The sequence below is a fragment of the Thermomonas brevis genome (assembly GCF_014395425.1).
Taxonomy (GTDB): domain Bacteria; phylum Pseudomonadota; class Gammaproteobacteria; order Xanthomonadales; family Xanthomonadaceae; genus Thermomonas; species Thermomonas brevis.
Window position 1 is genome coordinate 1,600,726 of the sequence record NZ_CP060711.1, and the last position, 23,078, is coordinate 1,623,803.

A 23,078-nucleotide genomic window follows, 5' to 3' on the forward strand; every position below is an offset into this window, starting at 1 on the left:
GCCGCGGTCAGCCGACCTCGACCTGGCGCTCGCGCACGAAGGCGACGAACGCCTCCGCCGGCAGCGCCGGCGACCAGTGGAAGCCCTGGCCGATCTCGCAGCCGAAGGCGTGCAGGCGGTCCAGGGTTTCGACGTCCTCGACGCCTTCGGCGACCGTCTGCAGGTCGAGGCAATGCGCCATCTCGATGATCGCGCGCACCAGCCCCTCGTCGTGCGCGTTGGCGCGCATCCGGCGCACGAACGACTGGTCGATCTTGAGCCGGTGCACGGCGAAGCGGCGCAGGTAGCCGAGGTTGGAATAGCCGGTGCCGAAATCGTCGATGGAGATCCGCACGCCCTGCGCGCTGAGCCGCTGCAGCACGTCGCCGATGTTGCGCGCGTCGGCGACCAGCAGCGATTCGGTCAGCTCCAGCTCCAGCGCGTCCGCCGACAGGCCGCTGGCGGCCAGCGCCTTCGCCACCTCGCGCTCGATGTCGTCGCGGCGGAACTGCAGCGGCGACACGTTCACCGCCACGTTCAGCGCGCCCAGCCCCTGCCCGCGCCACGCCTGCGCCTCGCGGCAGGCCTGCTGCAACACCCACGCGCCGACCTCGTTGATCAGCCCGCTGCGCTCGGCCACCGGGATGAACTTGCCGGGCGGGATCATGCCCAGCTCCGGATGCTTCCAGCGCAGCAGCGCCTCGGCGCCGAGGATGCGCCCGCTGCGCAGGTCGAACTGCGGCTGGTAGTGCAACTGCAGTTCGCCCTGGCTCAGCGCCGCGCGCAGGCCGGAGGCGATGTGCAGGTGTTCGACCACGCTCTCGTTCATGCTCGCGTCGAAGAAGCAGAACGTGTTGCGGCCGGAATCCTTGGCCTGATACATCGCCATGTCCGCGTTCTTCAGCAGCACGTCGCCTTCCGCGCCATCGCGCGGGGCCACCGCGATGCCGAGCGAGGCGGTCACCAGCACTTCGATGCCGTCGAGCACGAAGGCGCGGCCCAGCAGGTGGGTGACCTTGGCGACCACCGCCACGATCGCGTCCTCGTCCTGCAGGTCGCCGAGCAGGATCTGGAACTCGTCGCCCGAGACGCGCGCCACCGTGTCGGTCTCGCGCACGCAGGCGCGCAGCTTGGCGGCCACCTGGCACAGCAGATCGTCGCCGGCCGCGTGGCCCAGCGAGTCGTTGATGGTCTTGAAGTTGTCGAGGTCGAGGAACATCACCGCGACCATCCGCCCGCTGCGCCGCGCCTGCCGCAGCAGGTGCGCCAGCCGGTCGCGGGCCAGCGCGCGGTTGGGCAGGCCGGTGAGGCTGTCGCGCTGGGCCAGCACCTCGATGCGCGCGTGCGACTCCTCCAGCGCGCGCTTCTCCGTCTCCAACTGGAGCATGGTCCGCCCGAGGTCGCTGGTCAGCAGCCAGGCGAACAGCCCGGTGACCAGCACGATCAGGCTGATGACGAACGGCCGCCGCCAGTCCAGCGGCACCACCGGCGCGCTGTGGAACACGTCGGCCCGGTGCAGGAAGAACAGCAGCGCGACCACCGCCAGCATGCTGCACATCAGCACCCAGAACATGCGCCGGAAACCGAACAGCCCGGTGAACAGCAGGAGCGCCGGGAATGCCAGCGGCGCCTCGTCGTACAGCCCCTGATTGTTGATCATCAGGACGCACAGCCCCAGCATCAGCGTCGCCACGGTCAACGCGACCGCGCGCGCCGCCTGTTCGCGCACGTTCCAGTGCATCGCCAGCGCCAGCAGCGACACGATCAGCCCTTCCAGCCCGGCGCTGCGGAAGCGGCCGGTGAACAGGTTCATCACGATCAGCAGGCCGAACACGGACACCAGCGCCCACAGGATCTGCTGCAGGCGCCGCTGCTGCTGCCGCTGGAACAGGGCCGGACGCGACGCGTCCGCGGATGGGGGCGATGGCCGAGGCATGCTGCGTGGATCGGCTGACGAAGCGAGCAGGCTATCAGCCCATCCGGCCAGGCGCACGGGCTAAGATCAAGCCATGCGCCGATTCCTGCTGCCGTTCCTGGCCTGCCTGCTGGCCGCCTCCTGCGCGCACGTCGCCGCGCCGACGCGCAATCCGCTGGCCGAATGGGTGCCCTCGCCCAACTTCGACGCGCGGCGCGCGGTGCTCATCGTCCTGCACGCCACCGAGCAGGGCTCCGCGCGCGAAAGCCTGGACACGCTGCGCACCGCCAACAGCGGCGGCCCGGTCAGCGCGCACTACCTGGTCGGCGACGACGGCCGCATCTACCAGCTTGTCGCCGACGCCGACCGCGCCTGGCACGCCGGTGGCGGGCGCTGGGGCACCATCACCGACCTCAATTCGGCGTCGATCGGCATCGAGATCGACAACGACGGCAGCGAGCCGTACAGCGACGCGCAGATCGCCGCGCTGCTGCGCCTGCTCGACGACCTCACCGCGCGCCTGTACATCCCGAAGACGCAGGTGATCGCGCACGCCGACCTCGCGCCCACCCGCAAGCGCGATCCCGGCGCTCACTTCCCGTGGCAGCGGCTGGCCGACGCCGGCTACGGCCTGTGGCCGCGCGGCGAGCTGCGCGATCCGCCGCCCGGCTTCGATCCGTGGCTGGCGATGGCCGCGATCGGCTATCCGCTGGACGACCGCGCCGCCGCGGTGCGCGCCTTCCATCGCCACTACCGGGGCCGCAACGACGGCGACGATCCGCAGGCGGCGTTCGATGCCGACGACCTGCGCATCCTGCACGCGCTGGCTGCGCAGCGCGTCGGCGACATGTCCGCATCGCCGCCCTGACGACGCGTTCCACTGTGCGGAAATCCGCACGGCGCGGGCGCATTCGCGGCTAGCTGCCGCAGAGCGACGCATTGGAGCATGGCAAACGTGATGCCCGGCCCGCAGGCCGCGCGCGTCCGCCATACCAATCGAAACTCTGGGGGAGCACCGATGTCGACGAAATCCACATGCCTGCCGGGCGCACTGGCGCTGGCGATCTGCCTTGCGCTGCATGCCGCGCCAGCCGTCGCCCAGTCGCAGGACGGCGCGACCGCGGACAAGCAGGACGCCGCCAAGACATTGGAGAAGGTGGAAGTCACCGGCTCGCGCATCAAGCGCACCGAGATCGAGACCGTCGATCCCATCCAGGTGTTCACCGCGGAAGACCTGACCAAACAGGGCTATTCCACCCTGTACGACGCGCTCTCCAACCTCAGCGTGAACACCGGCGTGTTCGTCGGCGAAGAGAACACCAACAACTTCAACGCCAACGCGCAGGCGCTGAACCTGCGCGGCTTCGGCCCCGGCTACACGCTGGTGCTGCTGAACGGCAGGCGCATGCCGATGCTGCCCAAGCCCGCCGGCAACATCTCCGGCAACGTCATCAACCTGGCGATGATTCCGGCCTCCGCCGTGCAGCGCGTGGAAGTGCTGACCAGCGGCGCCTCGGCGATCTACGGCTCCGACGCGGTGGCCGGCGTGGTCAACGTGATCCTCAAGGACGGCATCGACGAAACCACCTTCAAGTACCGCTACGGCGACACCGCCAACGGCGGCGGGCGCTCCGACAACTTCACCGTGTCGTCGGGTTTCTCGCGCGGCGACACCCACGTCAGCTACGGGCTGGAATGGGACCGGCGCCGGCCGATCCGCGGCGACCAGCGCGACTGGTTCTCCGATCCGTCGAAGTCGCCCGATCCCGACTACCGCGCGCTCGACCAGGTGATGTCGTTCTGGGACCGCGGCGCGGCGGGCGGCTGGGGCCTGCTGGACGTCGGCGGCCGCTGCAGCGCGCTGGGCTATGAAGCGGTGCGTCCGGGCTGGGCCGGCCCCGGCAGCGAGCAGTACTGCGGCGACAACACCTTCGACACCTACACCGTGCGCAACGGGCGCGAGCGCGTGTTCGGCTTCGCCAACCTCAGCCACAGCTTCGGCGAGCACGAATTCCGCGCCAACCTGATGTCGGCGCGCTCCAAGGCCGACGCCGGCCTGTACCGCTACAGCTACGCCGTGGACTACGACGTGCTGGAGGACGCCAACGACCTCGATTCCGACTACTACGGCTCGCGCCAGGTCTACCGCTCCTTCCGCGATTTCGAGACGCCCACCAGCAACCAGCACTTCAGCGAGACCAGCCACATCTTCAGCGCCGGGCTGCAGGGGCCGCTGGGCAGGTTCGACTACAACCTCGGCTACACCTACGGCACCTACCGCTACAAGGATTCGGTCGACCGCTTCGACGACCAGGCGATGATGGCGCTGGTGTTCGGGCAGAAGGGCACCGACTGGGCGCGGCCGTGGGCGCCCGACCGCTGGCTGACCGTCAGCCGCGATTCGCTGGACGCCAACCTGCTGCCGACCGGGCTGGACTTCTTCGGCGCGCTGACGCCGGACATGTTCGCCAGCGCGGTGCGCACCTCGGTGGGCGACGGCCGCTCCACCTCGCAGACGCTGAGCGCCGACATCAGCGGCGACCTGCTCCAATTGCCGGCAGGCCCGCTGGGCTTCGCGGCGGTGGTGGAAGCCAGCCGCGACTCGTACAGCTTCCTCACCGACCAGACCACGGTGGACGGCGAAATCTACGGCTGGAGCGGCATCCGCGGCCAGGGCAAGCGCAACCGCTACGCCGTGGGCGGCGAACTGGCGGTGCCGCTGGCCAAACAGGAATCGGCGATCGGCCAGCTGGATGCGAAGATCGCCGCGCGCTACGACTACTACGACGACGCCTCCGACGTGTCCGGCGCGAGCACCTACCAGATCGGCCTGTCGTGGAAGCCGATCGAATCGCTGATGTTCCGCGCCTCGCGTGCCACCTCGTTCCGCGCGCCGGACATGCACGTGATGTTCGCCGAGCGCAGCTCGTCCTACACCAGCGGCGTCGACTACCTGACCTGCGTGCAGACCGAACACCTCCAGCCCGGCCAGAGCTGGCAGGGCTGCGGCACCAAGTACGGCACCGGCTCGATCCGCCAGTATTCGGAAGGCGACCCGCACCTGCGCGAGGAAACCGGCTACACCGATTCGCTCGGCGTGGTGGCGCAGCTCGGCACGCACCACTCGTTCACCCTGGACGGCTTCCGCATCCACCTCGAAGACCAGGTCGGCGTCATCGGCGCCGACACCGTGCTGCGCTACGCGGCGGAATGCGAGCTGGGCTTCGACGCCACCGGCGCCGCCGTCGATGCCGGCTCGCCGAAGTGCCTGGCGATGCTGGCGCGCGTGACCCGCGGCCAGAAGGACCGGGTGACTTCGGTCATCACCAGCCCGTTCAACACCGGCATGCGCCAGCAGGACGGCTTCGACTTCACCTGGCTGAGCCAGTACAACGGCACGCCCTACGGCGACTTCAGCCTCCGCTTCGGCTACACCCACATCCTGAAGACGCTGGAGCGCTACCTGCCGGAAGACGTCGTGGAGGACGTCCGCGACGCGCAGTGGAACAGCGAATTCCGCACCCGCAGCTACGCCACCCTGGGCTGGCAGATCGACCGCTTCAACGCCAACCTGCACGTCAACCGCCTCGGCACCTCGCCCGAGCGCTGGGCCGACACCTACAAGCGCCTGCCCGCGTGGACGACCGCCAACCTGTCGCTGGGCTGGCGCTTCAGCGACGCGCTCTGGGCTGGCATCAGCGTGACCAACCTGCTGGACCGCCGGCCGGACCTGGTGGACTCGGAGAAGTGGTGGCCCTACGCCGACATCAGCAAGTACAACCCGACCGGCGCGGAGTATTTCCTGACGGTGGAATACAAGTTGAAGTGAGGTCGCGGCGGTTGGCGCGATGGCGAACGGCCCCGGGGAACCGGGGCCGTTCGCGTTGCGGCGGCGGCGCGCGATTGTCCGGACCGGGGCGTATGGTCTAAAATGAGAATCATTCTTAAATTGGCTGGTAGCGGGCCATGCCCGCGGCCCGGTGTCGACCGATAGGCGGCGGCAGGGGCGCCGGCCGCTTTCGAGCCGTCGCCATGAACGCCGTTTCCCGCCGCACCCTCAGCCTTGCCATCCTCGCCGCGCTGGCCGTTCCCGGCCTGGCGCTGGCCCAGTCCGCCTCCGGCGACGCCACCACCCTCGACACCGTCGTGGTGCAGGCGCCGATTCCGAAGGACACCGGCACCGCGACCAAGACCGACACCCCGCTCGTCGAAGTGCCGCAGTCGATCTCGATCGTCACCGCGCGCGACCTGCAGGATCGCGGCCTGCACGCCGTCGACGAGGCCATGTGGTACGTCGCCGGCGCCCAGGGCGGCGTCTACGGCATGGATACCCGCAGCGAGTGGCTGCTGGTGCGCGGCTTCCAGCCGGCGCGCTACCTCGACGGCCTGGCCCTGCCGATCGGCACCTGGAGCGGCCAGACCCGCATCGAGCCCTACGGCATGGAGCGCATCGAGGTGCTGAAGGGGCCGGCCTCGGTCAACTACGGCGCGATGCCGCCGGGCGGCCTGGTCAACTACGTCACCAAGCGTCCGGACGCGGACATGCCGAAGGAAGTCGAGCTGCAGGTCGGCAGCGACGCCATGAAGCAGGTCGCCTTCGACGTCGGCGGCGCGGTCAACGAAAGCGGCACCCTGCTGTACCGGCTGACCGGCCTGGCGCGCAACAGCGACAACTTCGTCGACTACATCCGCGACGACCGCTACTACTTCGCCCCGGCGCTGACCTGGAAGCCGGACGAGGCCAACGAACTCACCGTGCTGGCGCGCTGGCAGAAGGCCGACACCAAGAACGGCGCCGGCTTCCTACCGTCGGTGGGCACGCTGCTGCCGAACCCGAACGGCAGGATTTCGCCGAGCCTGTACACCGGCGAGCCGAACACCAACGACTACGTCAAGACCGTCGCCGCGATCGGCTACGACTTCCGCCACGATTTCGGCGGCGGCACGGTGTTCCAGCAGAACGTGCGCTTCGAGGATTCGAAAGTCGATCCGACGGTGATGGTGGTGCCGTGGGGCTACCTCGGCGACAACCGCACGCTGTACCGCTACACGTGGTCGATCAAGGAGGACGCCAAGACCTTCGGCATCGACAACAACCTGCAGTGGCGCTTCGCTTCCGGCGCGGCCGAACACACGGTGCTGGCGGGGCTGGACTACCGCCGCCTGGAAAGCGACTACAGCTATGGCTTCGGCTTCGACGCGACCGGCCTGGACGCGTTCGACCCCGTCTACGGCACGATGCCGAACGCGGTGCCGACCTTCACCGGCAACACGCTGCAGAAGACCGGCCAGCTCGGCCTTTACCTGCAGGACCAGATCAGGATCGGCCAGTGGCTGCTGACCGTCGGCGGGCGCCAGGACTGGGTCGGCACCGACACCAACGGCCAGCACCAGAGCGACGACAAGTTCTCCGGCCGCGTCGGCCTGACCTATCTGTTCGACAACGGCTTCGCGCCCTACGCGAGCTGGAGCCAGTCGTTCGAAGTCGTCAGCGGCACCGAGGCGCCGCAGCGCGGCGGCAAGGCGTTCGATCCGACCACCGGCGAGCAGGTCGAACTCGGCCTGAAGTACCAGCCGGCCGGCGGCGACGTGCTGCTCACCCTGGCCGCCTACGAGATCAAGCAGAACAACGTCGCGGTGATCGACCCGGACTACGTGTCGTACACGATCCAGCAGGGCCAGTACCGCTCGCGCGGCGCCGAGCTGGAAGGACGCTGGAACATCGGGCGCAGCCTCAGCGTGCACGGCGCGTACGCCTACATCGACTCGGAAGTCACGAAGACCACCGACCCGGCGATGCTGGGCAAGCGGATCCCGCTGCAGCCCCGCCATTCCGCTTCGCTCGGCGGCGACTACACCGTCGCCGGCGGCGCGCTGTCCGGGCTGGGCTTCGGCGCGGGCGTGCGCTACGTCGGCACCCATTTCGGCGACGCGGCCAACGCCTGGGAGGCGCCCTCGCACACGCTGTTCGACGCGTCCGCGCATTACGACTTCGGCGCCTGGCGCTTCCAGCTGAACGTGCAGAACCTGACCGACAAGGAATACGTCGGCACCTGCAATTCGGGCGACTGGTGCTACTACGGCTATCCGCGCACCGTCACCGCCACCGTGCGTTACGCCTGGTAACGCCACGGCGCCGCATGGACGTCGTGCGGGCCGCTCGCCGCGGTGCCGGTGATGGGCATTACCCTGGCCCGCACGTTCCCGTGGCGCAGCAAACGATGAAGACGACCAAGTGCAGGGCGACGATGCGATGGCGTGGATGAGCATGGCGGCCGCGCTCGCGGCCTGGGCGTCGGCGGCGGGCCTGTACGCCGGCTCGCGCCATTGCCGCTGGCCAAGCTGGCGGCGCATCGGGCGGGTGGGCACGTGGCTCGGGCTGCTGCTGGCGGTGGTCGCGCTGGCGCTGTGGATGCGCGCGCTGGGCGCGGGCGCCGGGCTTTGCGCGATGCTCGGCTCGTGGATGCTCGCCTTGATGGCATTGCCGTACATGGCGGGCATGCGCGTCGGCGGCAACGCGGGGAGCGACGCCTGATGTGGGCGCGCGCCACCGCCGGCATCGTGCCCGGCTTCTTCCTGTCCGCGGCCATCGTGGGCCTGGCCAGCTGGCTGCTGCCCGGGCCCTGGCAGTCCACGCTGGTGCTGGGCGGGCTGGCGTTCTTCCCGGTCTGGGTGGGCGTGTTCTGCCTCGGCTTCCTGTTCCGCAGCGGCGCGCGCGCCTGGCTGGCCTACAGCCTGCTGGCGGCCGCGGGACTGGCGGGGCTGGCGCTGCTGCGCCATCTCCAGTGGGTGCAGTAGGAGCCTTCCGGTGAAACTGAAATCCTCCACCCTGCGCACCTTCACCGCGCTGCATACCTGGGTCGGCCTGGTCGCGGGATTCGCGCTGTTCGTCGCCTTCTACGCCGGCGCGATCACCGTCTTCCACCACGACCTGATGGTCTGGCAGTCGCCGCATGCAGTGGAGCAGCCGGTCGGCACCCTGGAGGATGCGCAATACCTGCTCGACGAGACGCTCAAGCGCCATCCCGAGGCACGCAACTGGGTCGGCATGCTGTTCCCGGGCGAGGAATCCGCGCAGCCGCTCGCGTACTGGCCCGACGCGCAGGGCCGCTGGCACTACGCCACGCCCGACGATCTGCAGGGCGGCGCCGAACCGCCCTCGGCCGCGCTGTCCGAACTGGTCAACGCGCTGCATTTCTCGCTGGGCCTGCCGGTGGCGGGCCTCTACCTGATGGGCATCGTCAGCCTGCTGTACGGCGTGGCGCTGGTGTCGGGCGTCGTGATCCACCTGCCCAAGCTCGTCGAGGACCTGTTCGCGCTGCGACCGGGCCGCAACCTCAAGCGCTTCTGGCAGGACGCGCACAACGTCATCGGCGTGCTCAGCCTGCCGATGCACGTGATGTTCGCCGCCACCGGCGCGCTGCTCTGCCTGGCGACGGTGGTGGCGCTCGCGCTCAATCCGCTGATCTACGGCGGCAAGCTGGCGGAGGCGATGCCCGCCGCGCTGGACACCGCGCCGCAGATGGCGGCGGCGGGCACGCCGGCGTCGCCGGGCGGCCTGGCGATGTGGCGCGCACGCGCGCAGGAAGAAGCCCGCAAGCGGGGACTGGACGCCTTCGAGCCCACCTACCTGAAGCTGACCCATGCCGGCGACGCGAACGCGCTGGTCGAGATCACCGGCGAAGTCCCGCGCACGCTGGGCTCGCTGGGCGCCGTGGCCCTGAACGCGAACACCGGGGAAGTCGTCGCCAGCCAGCTGCCCGGCCATCGCGACATCAACCATGCCACCCTGTCGATCGCCTACCGGCTGCACTTCGGCGAATACGGCAACGCATGGGTGCGGTGGCTCTATTTCCTGCTCGGCATCGGCGGCGCCTTCCTGTTCTTTTCCGGCAACCTGCTGTGGATCGAATCGCGCCGCAAGCGGCGGCAACCCGAGCAGGGCAAGCCGCAGGTGTGGATGGCGAAGGCGACCGTCGGCTTCTGCATCGGCGCGTGCGTGGCGATCTCGACGGCCTTCGTCGCCGCGCAGGTACTGGAATCGCACGGCGCGGCCTGGGGAATGGACACGGCCACCGGCCTCAACGTCGCCTGTTTCGGCAGCTGGGCCGCCTGCCTGGCATGGGCGGCGGTGCGTCCGCCGATCCGCGCCGCGATCGAACTGCTTTGGGCCGCCGCGATCGTCACCGCCCTCGTGCCGCTCGCCCACGGCGCCATGACCGGCGCTTGGCTGTGGCGCAGCGCCGCAGCGGGCCACACCGCCTTGTTCGCCATCGACGCCGGCGCGCTGGCGATGGCGGCGGGCTTCGCATGGCTGGCCTGGCTGACCGGCAGGCGCTCGCGCACGGGCGAACGCAACAGTGTGTGGGCATTGCCTGCCGGCATCTGATCCTCGGATGGAACGTTCGAATCAGGTACGAAAAGCGGGATAGGTTCCTGTCCGCTTCATCAGGGAAGCGATGGCGGCTTCCGACCCTGAGCGGACATTGACTCATGCATCTGCTCTGGTGATCTCAACAAGTGGCTGGTTCAATCAGTGCATGCTGATTCGATTTTCCGCCGCGGGTAGTGAGGGTAGGACTGGCTGCGCAAGGCGCAGACCGTGAGACGGAGGGCGGCTACGATCCCGCTGCTTGAGCTTGCCGATATCGGGTATTGTCCCAGTTGCCAAATGGGCAGCTGGGTCGAGCTAGCGCGCCTGCGGCTCTGATCGAGTCTAGGTTCACTTAGAATCAAGCAGCGCGCCATACACCGATCCAATCACGAGCGGGGGGCTCATGTGATTTCGGAGTCCGATCTAGAGGAAATCCAACCGAAGACGCCTAGCCATGTGTCGTCTCCTTCACATGTTCAGAGCGGGGTTCCCGTCCCCAAAGCGATTCGGATCAGGCATTTCAGCCCTGACGAGTGGGAGGAGTTCATCGAAGAATGGGCGAGCGCGCTTAACTCTCTCTACGCAAAAGTGCGGCGCTTCGGTGGTGCCGGTGATCTTGGCGTGGATATCGCCGGGTTCTGCACCGACCAGGGTTTTCTTGGTGACTGGGACAGCTTCCAGTGCAAAAGGTATGACCATCCATTGCGCCCCGGGGACATTTGGGTAGAAATCGGCAAGATCATCTACTACTCGCACCTTGTTGAATATAGCCCTCCGCGGCGACACTATTTCGTATGCTCGCAGGGTGTCGGCACCAGCTTGGAGAAACTGCTGAATACGCCGGGCACGCTGAAAGAAAAGATGCTTGAGAATTGGGACAAGCATTGTCTCAATGGCATCACGTCCACCTCTCCAGTCGCACTCACTGGTGCGCTGAGGGATTACTTTGATGCCTTCGACTTCTCGATTTTCTCTTCAAGATCACTTGTCGAAATCATCGAAGAACACAGCAAGACCGGATTCCATACGGTCCGTTTTGGTGGTGGGCTTCCGCAGCGCCCGAATCCAGACTTGCCGCCGGATACGCCGACCGAGAACGAAAGCCGCTACATCCGGCAGATTCTCGATGCTTACGGCGATCATCTTGGAACCAGCCTGGCCGATGCCGCTGCCTTGGATTCCCATGATTCCCTCAAGCGGGACTATCTGCGGCAACGCGAGCGCTTCTACCATGCCGAGTCGTTGAAGAACTTCGCAAGGGACACTGTTCCGGAGGGAACCTTCGGCGCACTTCAGGATGAGATCTATCACGGTGTTGTTGACGTCTGTGAAAATTCTCACGCCAATGGCTTCGAGCGGATGAAAGCCACCATCACACAGGCCGCGACTGTTGCTGCGACTTCGAATCCGCTGGTGTCGACGATGAAGACGCAGGATCGACAAGGGATATGCCATCAGTTGGCAAACGAGGACCGTCTGAACTGGGTGCCGGAGAATGACTAGGGCGTCCCTTCCTAACCCGTTCAACAGCTCCCTGGAAACGGGAGTGCGCTCGCTTACGATCCTGGTCGTTGCGTTCCCTGCGGCGTTCGACCTGCAACGATTGGTGGAGATGGACTACCTCGTGGTCCACTCGGGAGATGCCGATGGTCCTGAGAGCCTTCATGCGCCTCTGCCATTGCGTGCCGGAGAGCTTCTTGTGAGACGAGGCCTGATTGAAAAGGGATTGATCTTGATGATGAGTCGGGGTCTGGTGAAGCGCATGCCGTCCCAGGACGGATTCCGCTTCGTAGCCGAGGAAACGGCCGCGCCGTTCATTTCGTCACTCGCCGCCGATTACTCTTGCCGACTCAGGGAGCGCGCCGAGTGGGCGGTCGGGCGTTTCCAGGGTGTGTCCACGGAAGAGATTCGCCGCATAACCCATCGCCTATTCGAACGATGGTCGAGCGAGTTCCAGCTGGTGCAGTCGAGCGGAGGCAGCCAGTGAGTGACGGCTACCTCCAGCTTCGCAGGATCGTGTTCAAGGGCCCGAAGGGAGACTCGAATCTCGACTTTATTTCGGGCGTAAACGTGGTCTGCGGTGCATCCGATACGGGTAAATCGTTCCTCGCCGAGTCGATCGATTACATGCTTGGCGGTTCAGAGCTTCGTGAAATTCCGGAACGCGTGCCGTATGGGGAGGTTGAGCTTGACCTATGCGTCAGCACGGGGAGCACTGGCGTCTACGGAGAGCCGCATCCGGAGGCAATTTCACCCTGGTCGACCTCGACCAGCCCGACCATGCCGTGACTGTCCTCAAGCAGATCCATGCTCATGACAAGACCGACAACCTGTCCGGCTTCCTGCTTGAGAAGATCGGCTTGCTGGGAAAGCGGGTCCTGAAGAGCAGTGCGAAGGCCACGACCCGAAGCCTCAGCTTTCGTGATCTCGCGCGACTCGTGATCGTCCAGGAAGGCGAGATCCAGCAACGGGGATCTCCGTTCTGGAGCGGCCAGTTCACGACCAAGACCGCCGAGCTGGCGACAGTCAAGCTGTTGCTTACCGGAATCGATGATTCCGCGGTCGTGCCTGCCGCCGATGCCGGTCCGGATAGTGCAAAGCAGATCGCGCTCATCGACGAGCTTCTGGCCGATCTGGCCAGTGAGATCGAGGATGCAGGAGAGGATCGTGATGAGCTCGTCGCCCAGCTCGGTCGGCTCGAGGTCTCGATTTCGGGTCAGCGCCAATCGCTGGATCTTGCGCAGCGCCAGCTCAATGAGCTGCTAGCACAGCGACGGAAGGTGCTTGAAGAACGAAGCAGCATGCAGGACCGCTTGAGCGAAATCGGCGAACTCCTCGCCCGGTTCGACTTGCTCCGTGATCATTACAACGTCGATATCGATAGGTTGAAGGCGATCCGCGAGAGCGGATCTCTTTTCTCGCATGTCGAGGCTATACCGTGCCCGGTTTGCGGAGCGAAGCCAGAGGCGCAGCACATCGACGCGACATGCGAGGGTGATATTGACGCGATCGTCTTTGCGGCCAATTCCGAGATAGAGAAGATCGAGAGGCTTCTCGGGGAGCTTGAAGGCACTGTCTCCGACATCAGGTCTGAGGAGGTCGGTCTAAGGGGTTCAATCGTTGAGAGAGACGCCGTTTACCAAGATCTAGATGCGGCGATCCAAGAAACAGTCGCGCCGGACTTGAGGGGCTATCAAGCTTCATTTTCGGAACTCGTGGAGAAACGGGCAGGTGTCCAGAAACTCGTCGAGATGTTCACTAGGCGCGAGAAGCTGGAAGACCGCAAGCGATCGTTGCAGGACGACGGAGAGGGCAGCGTCGGGGAAGAGCCTGTCAAGGCGGGAATCCCAGACTCTGTCGCGCATGCGTTGTCTTCGAAGGTCGCGACTATCCTCACGGCATGGAATTTTCCCGGCGAATGTCATGTCTACTTCGACAAGCAGTCCACGGATTTCGTCATTGATGGAAAGCCACGTGCTAGCCGGGGTAAGGGCCTGCGCGCAATCACGCATGCCGCCGTAAACATTGCGTTGCTGGAGTACTGCCAAGAGAGAGGCCTATCGCATCCCGGATTCGTTGTGCTCGATTCCCCATTGCTTGCGTACTTCAAGCCAGAAGGGGACGATGACCTTGCGTTGAAAGGCACGGATCTGAAGGAGCGGTTCTACGATTACCTTGTCAAACATCACGGCGAGAATAGTCAGATTCTCGTGATAGAGAACCAGCATCCCCCAGAGCATTTCGAGGAGCGCCTCGTCATGAACGTATTCACGGGCAATCCGGAGGATGGTCGCTTCGGGTTGCTTTAGCTAAAGCCGTTAGGCGCATATAAGCGAAGCGTCATGCACCTTCTTTGAGCTAATTCACGAGACGACGTGTCATGTCGCATCACGCCTTCGGCTTACGCGCCCAGCGAAAGCCAAGGTCCGCTCCTGGCCGTGAGGCGTTACCATTGAAACCCGAAACATGACCTGGGGTTCTTGAATCATCTGGCGAGGCTAAGACTGTGTGGCACGCTTCAAGATCCGGCCCAACGACATATGCGAAGTCAGGTTGCCGCGCTGGATTCAAGCTGTGTCTCGTATCGCGCGAGCAGTTCTTGTAGTACATGAGCTGAGGCCGCGGCATTCATGAAGCGCCCAGTGGACTTGAAGCCTCTGTAGAGATGAAGGGGATTGCGACTCATCGTCCCTTTGACAATCGAACCGGCAAAAGCCTGAATTTCTTGTGCCACAAATAGCGCAAGGAACTGGGTGTGATAGGTGTGGGCGCCGAGTGACAAAAAGTGGACCTCGTCCGAATTCGTCAGCGAGGGGCTGAATGCGGTGAACAATGATGACTCGCGCCCACCGTGTGTGCTATCGGAGAAAAGCTTCTTAGCTTCTTTGTGGCGTTCAACAAGTTGTCTTGCGCGTGCATCATCCACGTCGCATGCAGCCGAGTACTGAAGCATCTGCTCGTAGACTCGTCCGTACCCGATGTGCTTATTCCAAAAAGCGTTCGTATCGGTCGTGTGAGCAAATGCCTCGCACGTGGCCGCGTCCAATGCGAGTGCCATGGCGATCTCGATATTCTCAATGAAAGTTCTGGCAAGTACGTTGGCCGCCATGTCCTGGCCAAACGCGAGGAGCTCGCGAATAGAGACGAGATCTCGCTTCAATTTTGAAATGGTTACGGCGTATGACATGAGGTTGCTGCTGGGCGGAACCTCGTACAGATAGCGCTCAAACTGGATGAAGAATTGAATGCCCTCGTCGAGCAGGACAAACCATGGTTGCAAATGTTCTTCACGCTGCGCGTTCAATCTTTGTCTGACTGCATCCAACTCGCGTGGCACGTCGACGCGGCCGCAGTCTGCGGGCGGGAAGGCCGCGGCGTGCAGGCGTTCTGCTCGATTTATCAAGATCTGCAGCGTGACTGCGTCGATTCGGATTGGTTCACTCATGCGCGTAGTATCCGTCGGCCTCAACCGCGTGTCAGTGGTGACCGCTTCTGGCCGAAAGCGGACTACAGCCCGGCCTATCTGCCGTTGCAACCGCCTTCGCGCGGCATTGACACCGTACCCATATCCTCAAAACGCCGACAGGCATCAACTGGAGATTGTCATGACGATCAAATACGCACTTCTGGCCGTGGCGTTGGGTCTCGGCCTGACCGCATGCAACCGCGATCAAGCGGCCGATTCGGCCAACGACGCTCAGGCCTCCGCTGCGGAAGCCCAGCAGGCTGCGGACAACGCCGCCGCTACTGGCGACGCCGCAGCGGCCGACACCGCACAGGCCGCGGCGGACGCGGCGGCGGCCTCGGCAGACGCAGCGGCCACCGCCGCAGGCAATGTCGCAGGCAGCGACGCGTCCAGTCGCGGGGATATGGCCGATGCTGCTGAAAATGCAGCAGACGCCGCCAAGCAGGCGCAGGACGCCGCGGAAGAAGCCAACGCTTCGGCGGACGGAAAGAACAACACCGACGGCAAATAATCCCCGCAAGGGGTCCAGGCAGCGGCGCTGGGTACTCGTCGTCCGAGCGCCCGCTGCTTGGGTTTCCCGCATCACGATGCCGGCGATTTCAGGGCTGTCACTGAACTGGAGTTCATGGCGGCTTTGGGCCGTTTGGCAACCTGACGGTCAGGAAGAGACATTCAACAGTCTGCACGTCATCGGAACCGCAGTGCGGTCATTGGATGGCAGAAACATTGGTTTCCGGGACGCACCACGGCATCGAGGTTGCTGCCAGCGTCAAACCGAATAGGTTCCACGAATCCCGAGGCGGCGCACCCGCCGGACGCAGGTAGAATTTCGCCTGCCAACCCACGCCATCCAAGGGAACGCTTGAAAAGCCTTGCATTCGCGTTCGCCCTGCTGACCACCGCGGCAGCGCCGCCCCCCGAAATCAATGCACCCGCTCGTCCGGCTGCCGAAGCGCCCGGAAGCCAGGCGCACCGCGCGGAAGCGCTGCTGACCCGGCTCCGCGAGCAGCACGAACTGCCGGCGCTCGCCGCCGTCGTCGTGCGTTCGGACACGACGCTCGACTTGGCCGCGACCGGCCTGCGGCGACAAGGAAAACCGGAAAAGGTCGAACCCACCGACCGTTTCCATCTGGGCTCCATGGGGAAGGCGATCACCGCCACCGTGATCGCCCGGCTGGTCGAGGAAGGAACGCTTTCGTGGACCACGCGGCCCGTCGACGTCTTCCCGGAACTCGCAAAGACCATCCATCCGGATTATCGGAACGTCACCATCGAACAGCTGCTGCGGCACCAGGGCGGCACGCCGAAGTACGATTCGATCGCCGAAATAAAAGGGGCGACGGCGCGAGCGAGTTCCGGCTCCGCGCGCGACCAACGCCGCGCGTTCAGCGTCTGGCTCCTGCAGCAACGGCCGTACGTCACGCCGGGAACCAGGCTGGAGTACTCGAACGCAGGCTATCCCGTTGCCGCCGCGATGGCCGAAGCCGTCACCGGAGAGGCGTGGGAGTCGCTGGTCGAGAGCAGGCTGGCCCGACCCCTTGGAATCCACCTGACGCATGGCCTGCCTGCACGCGGCGACAGCCCGCAACCGTGGGGGCACACGGCGAAGCCCGCATTCTTCGGCATGGCGTCCCACCAGAATGTCGTCGAGCCGCAGCCCCCCGGGGACGGCTGGGCGCTGAGCGTCATCTTCGAGCCGGCGGGCGATTACTCGCTGTCACTTGCCGATTACGCAACATTCCTCAAGCTCCACCTTGCAGGGCTTGCGGGTCGCGACGGGCTGCTCAAGGCATCGTCCATACGGCATCTGCATGCCGGTTCGATCCCGCCCCTGCACGACGGCCCCGATGAATACGCAATGGGGTGGTTCCTGCGCGAATTCGACGGAATGGAGGCGCACTGGTTCACGGGCGCCACGAAGGCGTTCTTTTCCCGCGTGATCATGCTGCCGGAACGGGACATTGCGGTCGCGGTCCTGACCAACACGGGAAACGAGGCCGCAATCACTGCCACCCGCGAAGCGGCGATGGAGCTGCTGCGGCTCCATGACCAACCCGACGCGCGGTGACGAGGCCATGCGGTGCGCGGATGCCGGTCTGGATCTGCACGACGGGTTCGGCAGCTTCAGGCTGGCTGGGTTTCTGGATTGGCAACTGAGGATCGAAACAAACCATTCGATCAGGATGCTTTAGATCCTTGCGTCGATCTTGCTTGACACCAATCATTCGACCGCAGGCGCTTCAATCCCCGTCCAGTTCCGCATGCAAAAAAACGCCCCGCATATCGCGGGGCGCTTCCTTGACCAGGACCGGCCATCGCATCCGATCGGTCGTATATCGCACAGCCAGCGACTGCCGGCCTGTGCGGGTGCAGTCAGTACTCCACGCTCACGGACACCCCCTGCGCCTGGCTCGCGCCGTACAGGCTGACGTAGAGGTAGCCTTCCGGCGGATAGTTCACCAGCACGGTTTCGCTGTTGCCGGCGTTGGTCGAGCGGTAGTTGTGGTACTCGCGGGTGGCCCAGCTGCCGAGGCTGTTGACGTAGAGATCGGCATTGCCGGTGCCGCCCTGCGTCGTGATCCGCAGCGAGGCGATGCCCTTCGGCACGTACACGTACATGTACACGTAATCGCGCAGCGGCACGGTCAGGTTGCTGCGCACGCAGTTGCGGCCGAGCGCGGCGGGTACGCCGGGGCATTCCGACAGGCCGCCGGCGCTGACCGTCACCGTGCGTTGCACCGTGGCGGTGGCGCCGGAGTCGTCTGTCACCGTCAGCCGCACGGTGTAGCTGCCCGCCGAGGCATAGGCGTGCGCGGGATTGGCCGAGGTCGCGGTGCCGCCGTCGCCGAAGTTCCAGGCACGGGAGACGATGCGGCCGTCGGGATCGCTCGAACCGTCGGTGAACTGCGCCGACAGGCCGTTGACCGCCACGGTGAACGCGGCGACCGGCGGCTTGTTCGCCTGGGTGGCCGTGACCGTCACCGGCTTGGTGCTGACCGCCTTCGCGCCGCGGTCGTCGGTCACCGTGAGCTCCACCGTGTAGGTGCCCGCTGCCGCGTAGGCATGCGACGGCGAGGCGCTGCTCGCGGTGGCGCCGTCGCCGAAGCGCCAAGCGTACGAGACGATGCGCCCGTCGGCGTCGGTGGAGGCGTCGGCGAAGCTCGCGTTCAGGCCGTTGGTGACGACGCTGAAGGCCGCGACCGGCGGCTGGTTGGCCGGCGTGCAGCCGCTGACGACGCAGGGCAGCCATGCGCGGAAGTCGGCGTCGTTGCCGGTGCCGATGCTGCGCATGTAGTTGCCGTAGCCGGCGTAGTTGCCGGGGCGGAAGTAGCCGAGGATCGCGCTCACCTGGGCGGGCTGGCGCTCGAACATGTAGCGCACCGCCAGGTAGCCCCAGTTGTAGATCCGGGTCTGCCCGCTGTTGTAGTCGTTCGCATAGATGCTGCTGAGGCTGTAGGTGCCCTTGGCGGCTTCCTGCTGCGCGTCGACGTAGGCGACGTTGCGGTACGAATACGACATGTATTCGGCGAAGCCCTCCACCCACCACACCGTCGGCTGCGCCATGGCGGCGGAGAAGTCGCCGAACATGTTGAAGCGGCCGTCGAGGTAGTGGATGTACTCGTGGGTCAGGTTCCAGATCTCGAAGCGCTGCGGCTGCAGCCACTCGGCTTCATACGCGACGAAGCGGGCCTGGTTGCCGGCCGCCGACGGGTTGCCTTCCAGGTACATGCCGCCGTTGTTGGTGTCGATGCCGAAGATGGCCCCGGCGTAGGTGCCGTAGTCGGTGCTGCTGTTGAACACCACCATTTCCAGCGCGGCGTTGTTGTCGCCCGCGACGGGAACGCGGCCGGTCTTCAGCAGGTCGTGGAAGTAGCCTTCCTCGCCACCCACGATCGTGCAGGTGTCGGCCAGTTCGGACGCGGTCATCGCCTGCGCGCGGATGGTCAGCGTGGCGCTGCAGGTGTGGCGGATCGGCAGCGCCGCGGCTTCCGCGCGGGCCTTGAAGTCGCATATGCCGTAGTAGCTGCAGTTGGCGGCGTCGTAGTAGCTCACCATGTCGCCCAAGCCCATCCACAGCGGCGCGGTCGGGCCGGTCACCGAGGAGCGGTCGAGCAAGGCCTTGACCCGCGAGCGCGCCAGCGTCTTCGGCTGCCCCGCGTACTGCAGGAAGCGCGCCATCTCCCGGCCGGCGTTGCTCACCAGATAGTCGTTCGCGCCGCCCATCAGGCCGAAGTTGCGGTTGGCGAAGCCGTACAGGGTGTCGATGATCGAGGTGTCGGTCTGCACCAGCTGGCGGAAGTCGTCCTGCTGGTGGCCGCGGAACAGCACCGTGTAGGTGTTGTTCACCGCGGTGAGCATCCAGTAGTAGGCGTTGTGACCGCTGCCGTAGCCGTCGAGCAGGCGCTTGATCGCGGGCAGGTAGCGCGCGTTCTCCGAGCTGCTGTCGATGAGGGTGACGTACTCCGCGAGGATCTCGCCGTGGACGTCGTTCACCAGCCCGAAGTTGGCGTTGTTCGCGAACGCATCCAGCGCCGGCCGGATCGCGTTGCGCAGCGTCGCGCCGTAGTTGCCGACCGCCGGGTCGTAGAACTGCACGTAATAGCCGGCGCGCAGGAACAGGATGAGCTGGAGCGCGCCGTCGCGGTTGGTGCCGTCGTAGCGCCCGGCCACCGTGGCGAACGCGCCGGCGATCGTGGCCATCTTCGCTTCGGGGAAGGTGCTGGCGGCGACGCTGCCGGTCAGCCCGAACAGGTCGTTGATGCAGCTCACCGGCGCGGCCGTCACCGCGGCCACCAGCGCCTGCCCGCTCAGACTGGCGAACTGGGTGCTGCTGCACGCTGCTGTGGCGGCGGCGCGCAGGCCCTTCCGCGCGGCGAGGGATGGCCGGTCGAGGAGGTTCTCACGACTGCCGCCCTGGTCGAAGGTGGCGTCCACCCACCGGCTCAGCGGCGACTGCAGCGGCATCCGCTGCGATGCGTCGAGTTTCCCGTCCTGCACGTGGCCGCCGAACACCTGGCGCTCGGTCTGCGGCGATTTCTCGATGGCGCGCGTCCTCGCCGCGCGCCGCTGCGCGCCGTTTCCCGAATACAGCAGCGGACTTCGTCGCTGGATGGCGTTCGCGGGCGTCGCGGCCTGCGACTGGCTGACCGCGAGCGCTTCGGCCGCGGTGGCGGACGTGCGCCAGAGCGCCAGGTTCTGGCCCGCATAGGCCACCAGGCTGGCGAGCGCGGCGATGCCGCCGAGGACCGCCAACCGATACGCGCGGTGTTTGCTTGGTAATGGCATTGGATCGTCTCCGTCGTTGGGATGATGCGGCGCATGGCCGCAATCGGCGGCGCCCCTCCCGGGCGCTGCCGATACGTACGCCGGCGGCACGGGCTGCCGGCTGGAGCGGACGGGAACGCCGCCAGAAAGACGAACTCAATCCCCGACGCGAACGAGGCCGGCGCACAGCGCCCGGATCCGGCCCCCTCCGGATCGCCCGTCCGCGAACCCCGCTACTGGTTCCAATCCGGCGTCTGCCGCTTCAGCAGATGCCGCACGAAGAAATCGAACTTGCGCCGCTGCACGTAGCGGTCGGTTTCGCCGTTGCCGCGGCCGACGCCGTGGCCCGCGCCGGGCACGGCGAGCAAATCGAAATCCTTGCCGGCGCGGATCAGCGCGTCGGCCACCTGATAGGTGGACGCCGGATCGACGTTCTCGTCCTGCTCGCCGACGATCAGCAGCAGGTGGCCGCGCAGCTTGTCCGCGTTGTCCACGCCGGACGCGCGCGCGTAGCTGTCGTCCACCGGCCAGCCCATCCACTGCTCGTTCCAGCTGATCTTGTCCATGCGGTTGTCGTAGCAACCGGCGTAGGCCACGGCGACGGTGTAGAACTCCGGATGGAACTCCAGCGCGCCCAGCGCATTCTGCCCGCCGGCCGACGCGCCGTAGATGCCCACGCCGCCACCGATGTCGTAGGACGGATCGCGCGCGGCCATCGCCTTGTGCCAGGCGATGCGGTCGGGGAAGCCGGCGTCGCCGAGGTTCTTCCAGGCCACGTCGTGGAAGGCCTTGGAGCGGTTCATCGTGCCCATGCCGTCGATCTGGACGACGATGAAGCCGAGGTCGGCCAGCGCCTGCGCGCCGACCAGGCGCTCGTTGCTGGACTGCGCATCGAACGGCCAGAACTTCTTCTGCACGTGCGAATCGTGCGGGCCGGCATAGATGCTTTCGATCACCGGATACTTGCGCGACGGATCGTAGTGCGTGGGCCGCACCACCAACCCCCAGATCGGCGTTTTGCCGTCGCGGCCCGGCGCGGCGAAAGTTTCCGGCGCTTTGTAGCCGGCGGCGAACAGCGCGCTGGCGTCGCCGCGTTCGACCTCCGCCAGCAGATGGCCGTCGCGCGCGTCGCGCAGCTCGGTGACGTTGGGCTGGTCGAGGCGCGACCAGGTATCGACGTAGTGCGCCAGGTCGGGCGACAGGCTGATCTCGTGCCAGCCGTCGCCGGGCGTCATGTGGACGAGATTTTTTCCATCGAAATCGACGCGGTAGACATGCTGCATGTACGGATCGCCCGGCTCGCGGCCGTTGGCGGCGAACCAGACCTGCCGGCGCGCCTCGTCCACCTTCACGATCCGCCGCACCACCCACGGCCCGCGCGTGAGCTGGCGCAGCCGGCCGCTCTTGCCATCGACCAGATACAGATGGTTCCAGCCGTCGCGCTCGGACATCCACAGCAGTTCGCGGCCTGCGTTGCCGACGTCGTGGAACTCGCTGCGCTGCCACCAGTCGTTGACGAAGGTGTCGCTGCGCTCCTCCACCACTGTGCGCGTCGCGCCGCTGCGCGCATCCACTTCGATCAGGCGCACGCGCTGGTGGCCGCGCTCGGTGAAGCGGAAGGCCAGCGTGCGGCCGTCGGCGCGGAACGCCAGCGGCGAGAGCTGGAACGGATTGGCGAACAGCGCGTCGGGCACGTCGATGCGTTTGCCGCTGGCGGCCTCGAAGATCACCGGCCGCTCGACGTCCACCGGATCGCCTGGCTTCGGGTAGAGCTGGGTTTGCAGCTTCGGCTGCAGCTGGTCGCGCGGCGAGGTTTCCACGCGGGTGACGCGGCGCTGCAAACCGGGACGCACGCGGTACAGCGCGACGCGGCTGGAATCCGGCGACCAGACGAGGGTGTCCGGATCGTGGAAATCGCCCGGCGAGCCGTCGCGGCTGAGCGTGCGGGTTTCGCCGCTGGCGAGGATGCGCAGCATGAGGTTGTCGCCCTGCACGAACGCCTCGTACCGGCCGTCGGGCGAGCGGCGCGGCGTGTCGTCAGCCGGCACCGACAGGTCGCGCACCACGCCCCAGGCGCGCGGGCGGGACTTGTTGATGTCGTCGCCGATGCGCTCACAGCGATAGGCGTCGCCGAGTTCGCAGCGCACGCGGCCCGAGTCCGTCCACGCGCGGATCGCGCGCTCGCCGGATTCGTACTCGAACTCGGCGAATGGCAGGCGACGCCCGTCGATGGCGATGCCCAGCGTGTTGCCGAGCGCCGACGCCAGCTTCTGCTGGTCGAAGGCCGGCTGTGCCTGCGAGACGCCGACGCGGCGGACGACGAACTCGAAGCCGCCCTCGGCGGTGCGCCGGTAGCGGTAGCGCTCGGCGTCGATCCACGTCGCCGGGCCGGCCAGTCCTTTCGTCAGGTACATCCATTGCTCGCGCAGATGCAGCGAGCGGTCGTAGGCGGCTTCGTCGGGCGCTTTCGGCATGGCGGTTTGCGCCAATGCCTGCATTGGGGCGCTGATGAGCAGCAGAACTACGATGCAACTCGTGATGCGAAAGTTGCGAAACACTGACATGGAATGCACTCCGGA

General features: G+C 66.2%; 16 protein-coding genes. 12 read left to right on the forward strand and 4 right to left on the reverse strand.

Annotated elements, in window-relative coordinates; translation table 11 throughout:
- Positions 1–7 precede the first annotated feature (7 nt).
- Positions 8–1,915, reverse strand: coding sequence for a putative bifunctional diguanylate cyclase/phosphodiesterase (locus H9L17_RS07520; RefSeq protein WP_187571703.1), 1,908 nt, complete (start codon positions 1,913–1,915; stop codon positions 8–10).
- Between the two features lie 73 nt (positions 1,916–1,988).
- Here H9L17_RS07520 and H9L17_RS07525 point away from each other — a divergent pair, with 73 nt between their 5' ends.
- From H9L17_RS07525 to H9L17_RS07565, 10 genes are all read left to right on the forward strand, one after another.
- A complete protein-coding gene (locus tag H9L17_RS07525; RefSeq protein WP_187571704.1) occupies positions 1,989–2,762 on the forward strand; it encodes an N-acetylmuramoyl-L-alanine amidase in 774 nt (257 codons plus the stop codon).
- 150 nt (positions 2,763–2,912) lie between these two features.
- The gene (locus tag H9L17_RS07530) at positions 2,913–5,723 is read left to right on the forward strand and encodes a TonB-dependent receptor plug domain-containing protein (protein ID WP_187571705.1); all 2,811 of its coding nucleotides are present in this window, start codon (positions 2,913–2,915) and stop codon (positions 5,721–5,723) included.
- Between the two features lie 203 nt (positions 5,724–5,926).
- A complete protein-coding gene (locus tag H9L17_RS07535; protein WP_187571706.1) occupies positions 5,927–8,020 on the forward strand; it encodes a TonB-dependent siderophore receptor in 2,094 nt (697 codons plus the stop codon).
- A 109-nt stretch (positions 8,021–8,129) separates the two neighbouring features.
- Positions 8,130–8,429, forward strand: coding sequence for a hypothetical protein (locus H9L17_RS07540; protein WP_246455192.1), 300 nt, complete (start codon positions 8,130–8,132; stop codon positions 8,427–8,429).
- Positions 8,429–8,692, forward strand: a complete 264-nt coding sequence (locus H9L17_RS07545; protein WP_187571707.1) for a hypothetical protein — start codon at positions 8,429–8,431, stop codon at positions 8,690–8,692. Before H9L17_RS07540 ends, H9L17_RS07545 begins: the two co-directional genes overlap by 1 nt.
- Before the next feature lie 10 nt (positions 8,693–8,702).
- Positions 8,703–10,283: a PepSY-associated TM helix domain-containing protein gene (locus H9L17_RS07550; protein ID WP_187571708.1), complete on the forward strand. Its 1,581-nt coding sequence runs from the start codon at positions 8,703–8,705 to the stop codon at positions 10,281–10,283.
- Positions 10,284–10,724: 441 nt separating this feature from the next.
- Positions 10,725–11,771 carry an ABC-three component system protein gene (locus H9L17_RS07555; protein WP_223158092.1) on the forward strand — a complete coding sequence of 349 codons (1,047 nt, stop codon included), beginning with the start codon at positions 10,725–10,727 and terminating at the stop codon, positions 11,769–11,771.
- Positions 11,764–12,255, forward strand: coding sequence for an ABC-three component system middle component 2 (locus H9L17_RS07560; RefSeq protein ID WP_187571710.1), 492 nt, complete (start codon positions 11,764–11,766; stop codon positions 12,253–12,255). Before H9L17_RS07555 ends, H9L17_RS07560 begins: the two co-directional genes overlap by 8 nt.
- A complete protein-coding gene (locus tag H9L17_RS15915; RefSeq protein WP_223158094.1) occupies positions 12,252–12,557 on the forward strand; it encodes a hypothetical protein in 306 nt (101 codons plus the stop codon). Before H9L17_RS07560 ends, H9L17_RS15915 begins: the two co-directional genes overlap by 4 nt.
- The gene (locus tag H9L17_RS07565; RefSeq protein WP_223158095.1) at positions 12,554–14,077 is read left to right on the forward strand and encodes a hypothetical protein; all 1,524 of its coding nucleotides are present in this window, start codon (positions 12,554–12,556) and stop codon (positions 14,075–14,077) included. The genes H9L17_RS15915 and H9L17_RS07565 overlap by 4 nt, the downstream gene beginning before the upstream one ends.
- A gap of 239 nt (positions 14,078–14,316) precedes the next feature.
- Here the strand turns inward: H9L17_RS07565 and H9L17_RS07570 are convergent, their stop codons facing one another.
- Entirely contained in the window at positions 14,317–15,213 is an 897-nt protein-coding gene (locus tag H9L17_RS07570) for a hypothetical protein (protein WP_187571711.1), read from the reverse strand.
- Between the two features lie 160 nt (positions 15,214–15,373).
- Here H9L17_RS07570 and H9L17_RS07575 point away from each other — a divergent pair, with 160 nt between their 5' ends.
- Positions 15,374–15,745: a hypothetical protein gene (locus H9L17_RS07575; RefSeq protein WP_187571712.1), complete on the forward strand. Its 372-nt coding sequence runs from the start codon at positions 15,374–15,376 to the stop codon at positions 15,743–15,745.
- A 351-nt stretch (positions 15,746–16,096) separates the two neighbouring features.
- Positions 16,097–17,302 carry a serine hydrolase domain-containing protein gene (locus H9L17_RS07580; RefSeq protein WP_187571713.1) on the forward strand — a complete coding sequence of 402 codons (1,206 nt, stop codon included), beginning with the start codon at positions 16,097–16,099 and terminating at the stop codon, positions 17,300–17,302.
- A 305-nt stretch (positions 17,303–17,607) separates the two neighbouring features.
- Here H9L17_RS07580 and H9L17_RS07585 read toward each other — a convergent pair whose 3' ends face one another.
- Positions 17,608–20,520, reverse strand: coding sequence for a collagenase (locus H9L17_RS07585; RefSeq protein WP_187571714.1), 2,913 nt, complete (start codon positions 20,518–20,520; stop codon positions 17,608–17,610).
- Between the two features lie 212 nt (positions 20,521–20,732).
- Positions 20,733–22,973, reverse strand: coding sequence for a S9 family peptidase (locus tag H9L17_RS07590; protein WP_246455193.1), 2,241 nt, complete (start codon positions 22,971–22,973; stop codon positions 20,733–20,735).
- Positions 22,974–23,078: the final 105 nt, after the last annotated feature.

Bases quoted from the DNA above. Each gene is read 5' to 3' on its own strand.
- H9L17_RS07520 (WP_187571703.1), bottom strand. From the start codon at position 1,915: ATGCCTCGGCCATCGCCCCCATCCGCGGACGCGTCGCGTCCGGCCCTG.
- H9L17_RS07525 (WP_187571704.1), top strand. From the start codon at position 1,989: ATGCGCCGATTCCTGCTGCCGTTCCTGGCCTGCCTGCTGGCCGCCTCC.
- H9L17_RS07530 (WP_187571705.1), top strand. From the start codon at position 2,913: ATGTCGACGAAATCCACATGCCTGCCGGGCGCACTGGCGCTGGCGATC.
- H9L17_RS07535 (WP_187571706.1), top strand. From the start codon at position 5,927: ATGAACGCCGTTTCCCGCCGCACCCTCAGCCTTGCCATCCTCGCCGCG.
- H9L17_RS07545 (WP_187571707.1), top strand. From the start codon at position 8,429: ATGTGGGCGCGCGCCACCGCCGGCATCGTGCCCGGCTTCTTCCTGTCC.
- H9L17_RS07560 (WP_187571710.1), top strand. From the start codon at position 11,764: ATGACTAGGGCGTCCCTTCCTAACCCGTTCAACAGCTCCCTGGAAACG.
- H9L17_RS07570 (WP_187571711.1), bottom strand. From the start codon at position 15,213: ATGAGTGAACCAATCCGAATCGACGCAGTCACGCTGCAGATCTTGATA.
- H9L17_RS07575 (WP_187571712.1), top strand. From the start codon at position 15,374: ATGACGATCAAATACGCACTTCTGGCCGTGGCGTTGGGTCTCGGCCTG.
- H9L17_RS07585 (WP_187571714.1), bottom strand. From the start codon at position 20,520: ATGCCATTACCAAGCAAACACCGCGCGTATCGGTTGGCGGTCCTCGGC.
- H9L17_RS07590 (WP_246455193.1), bottom strand. From the start codon at position 22,973: ATGCCGAAAGCGCCCGACGAAGCCGCCTACGACCGCTCGCTGCATCTG.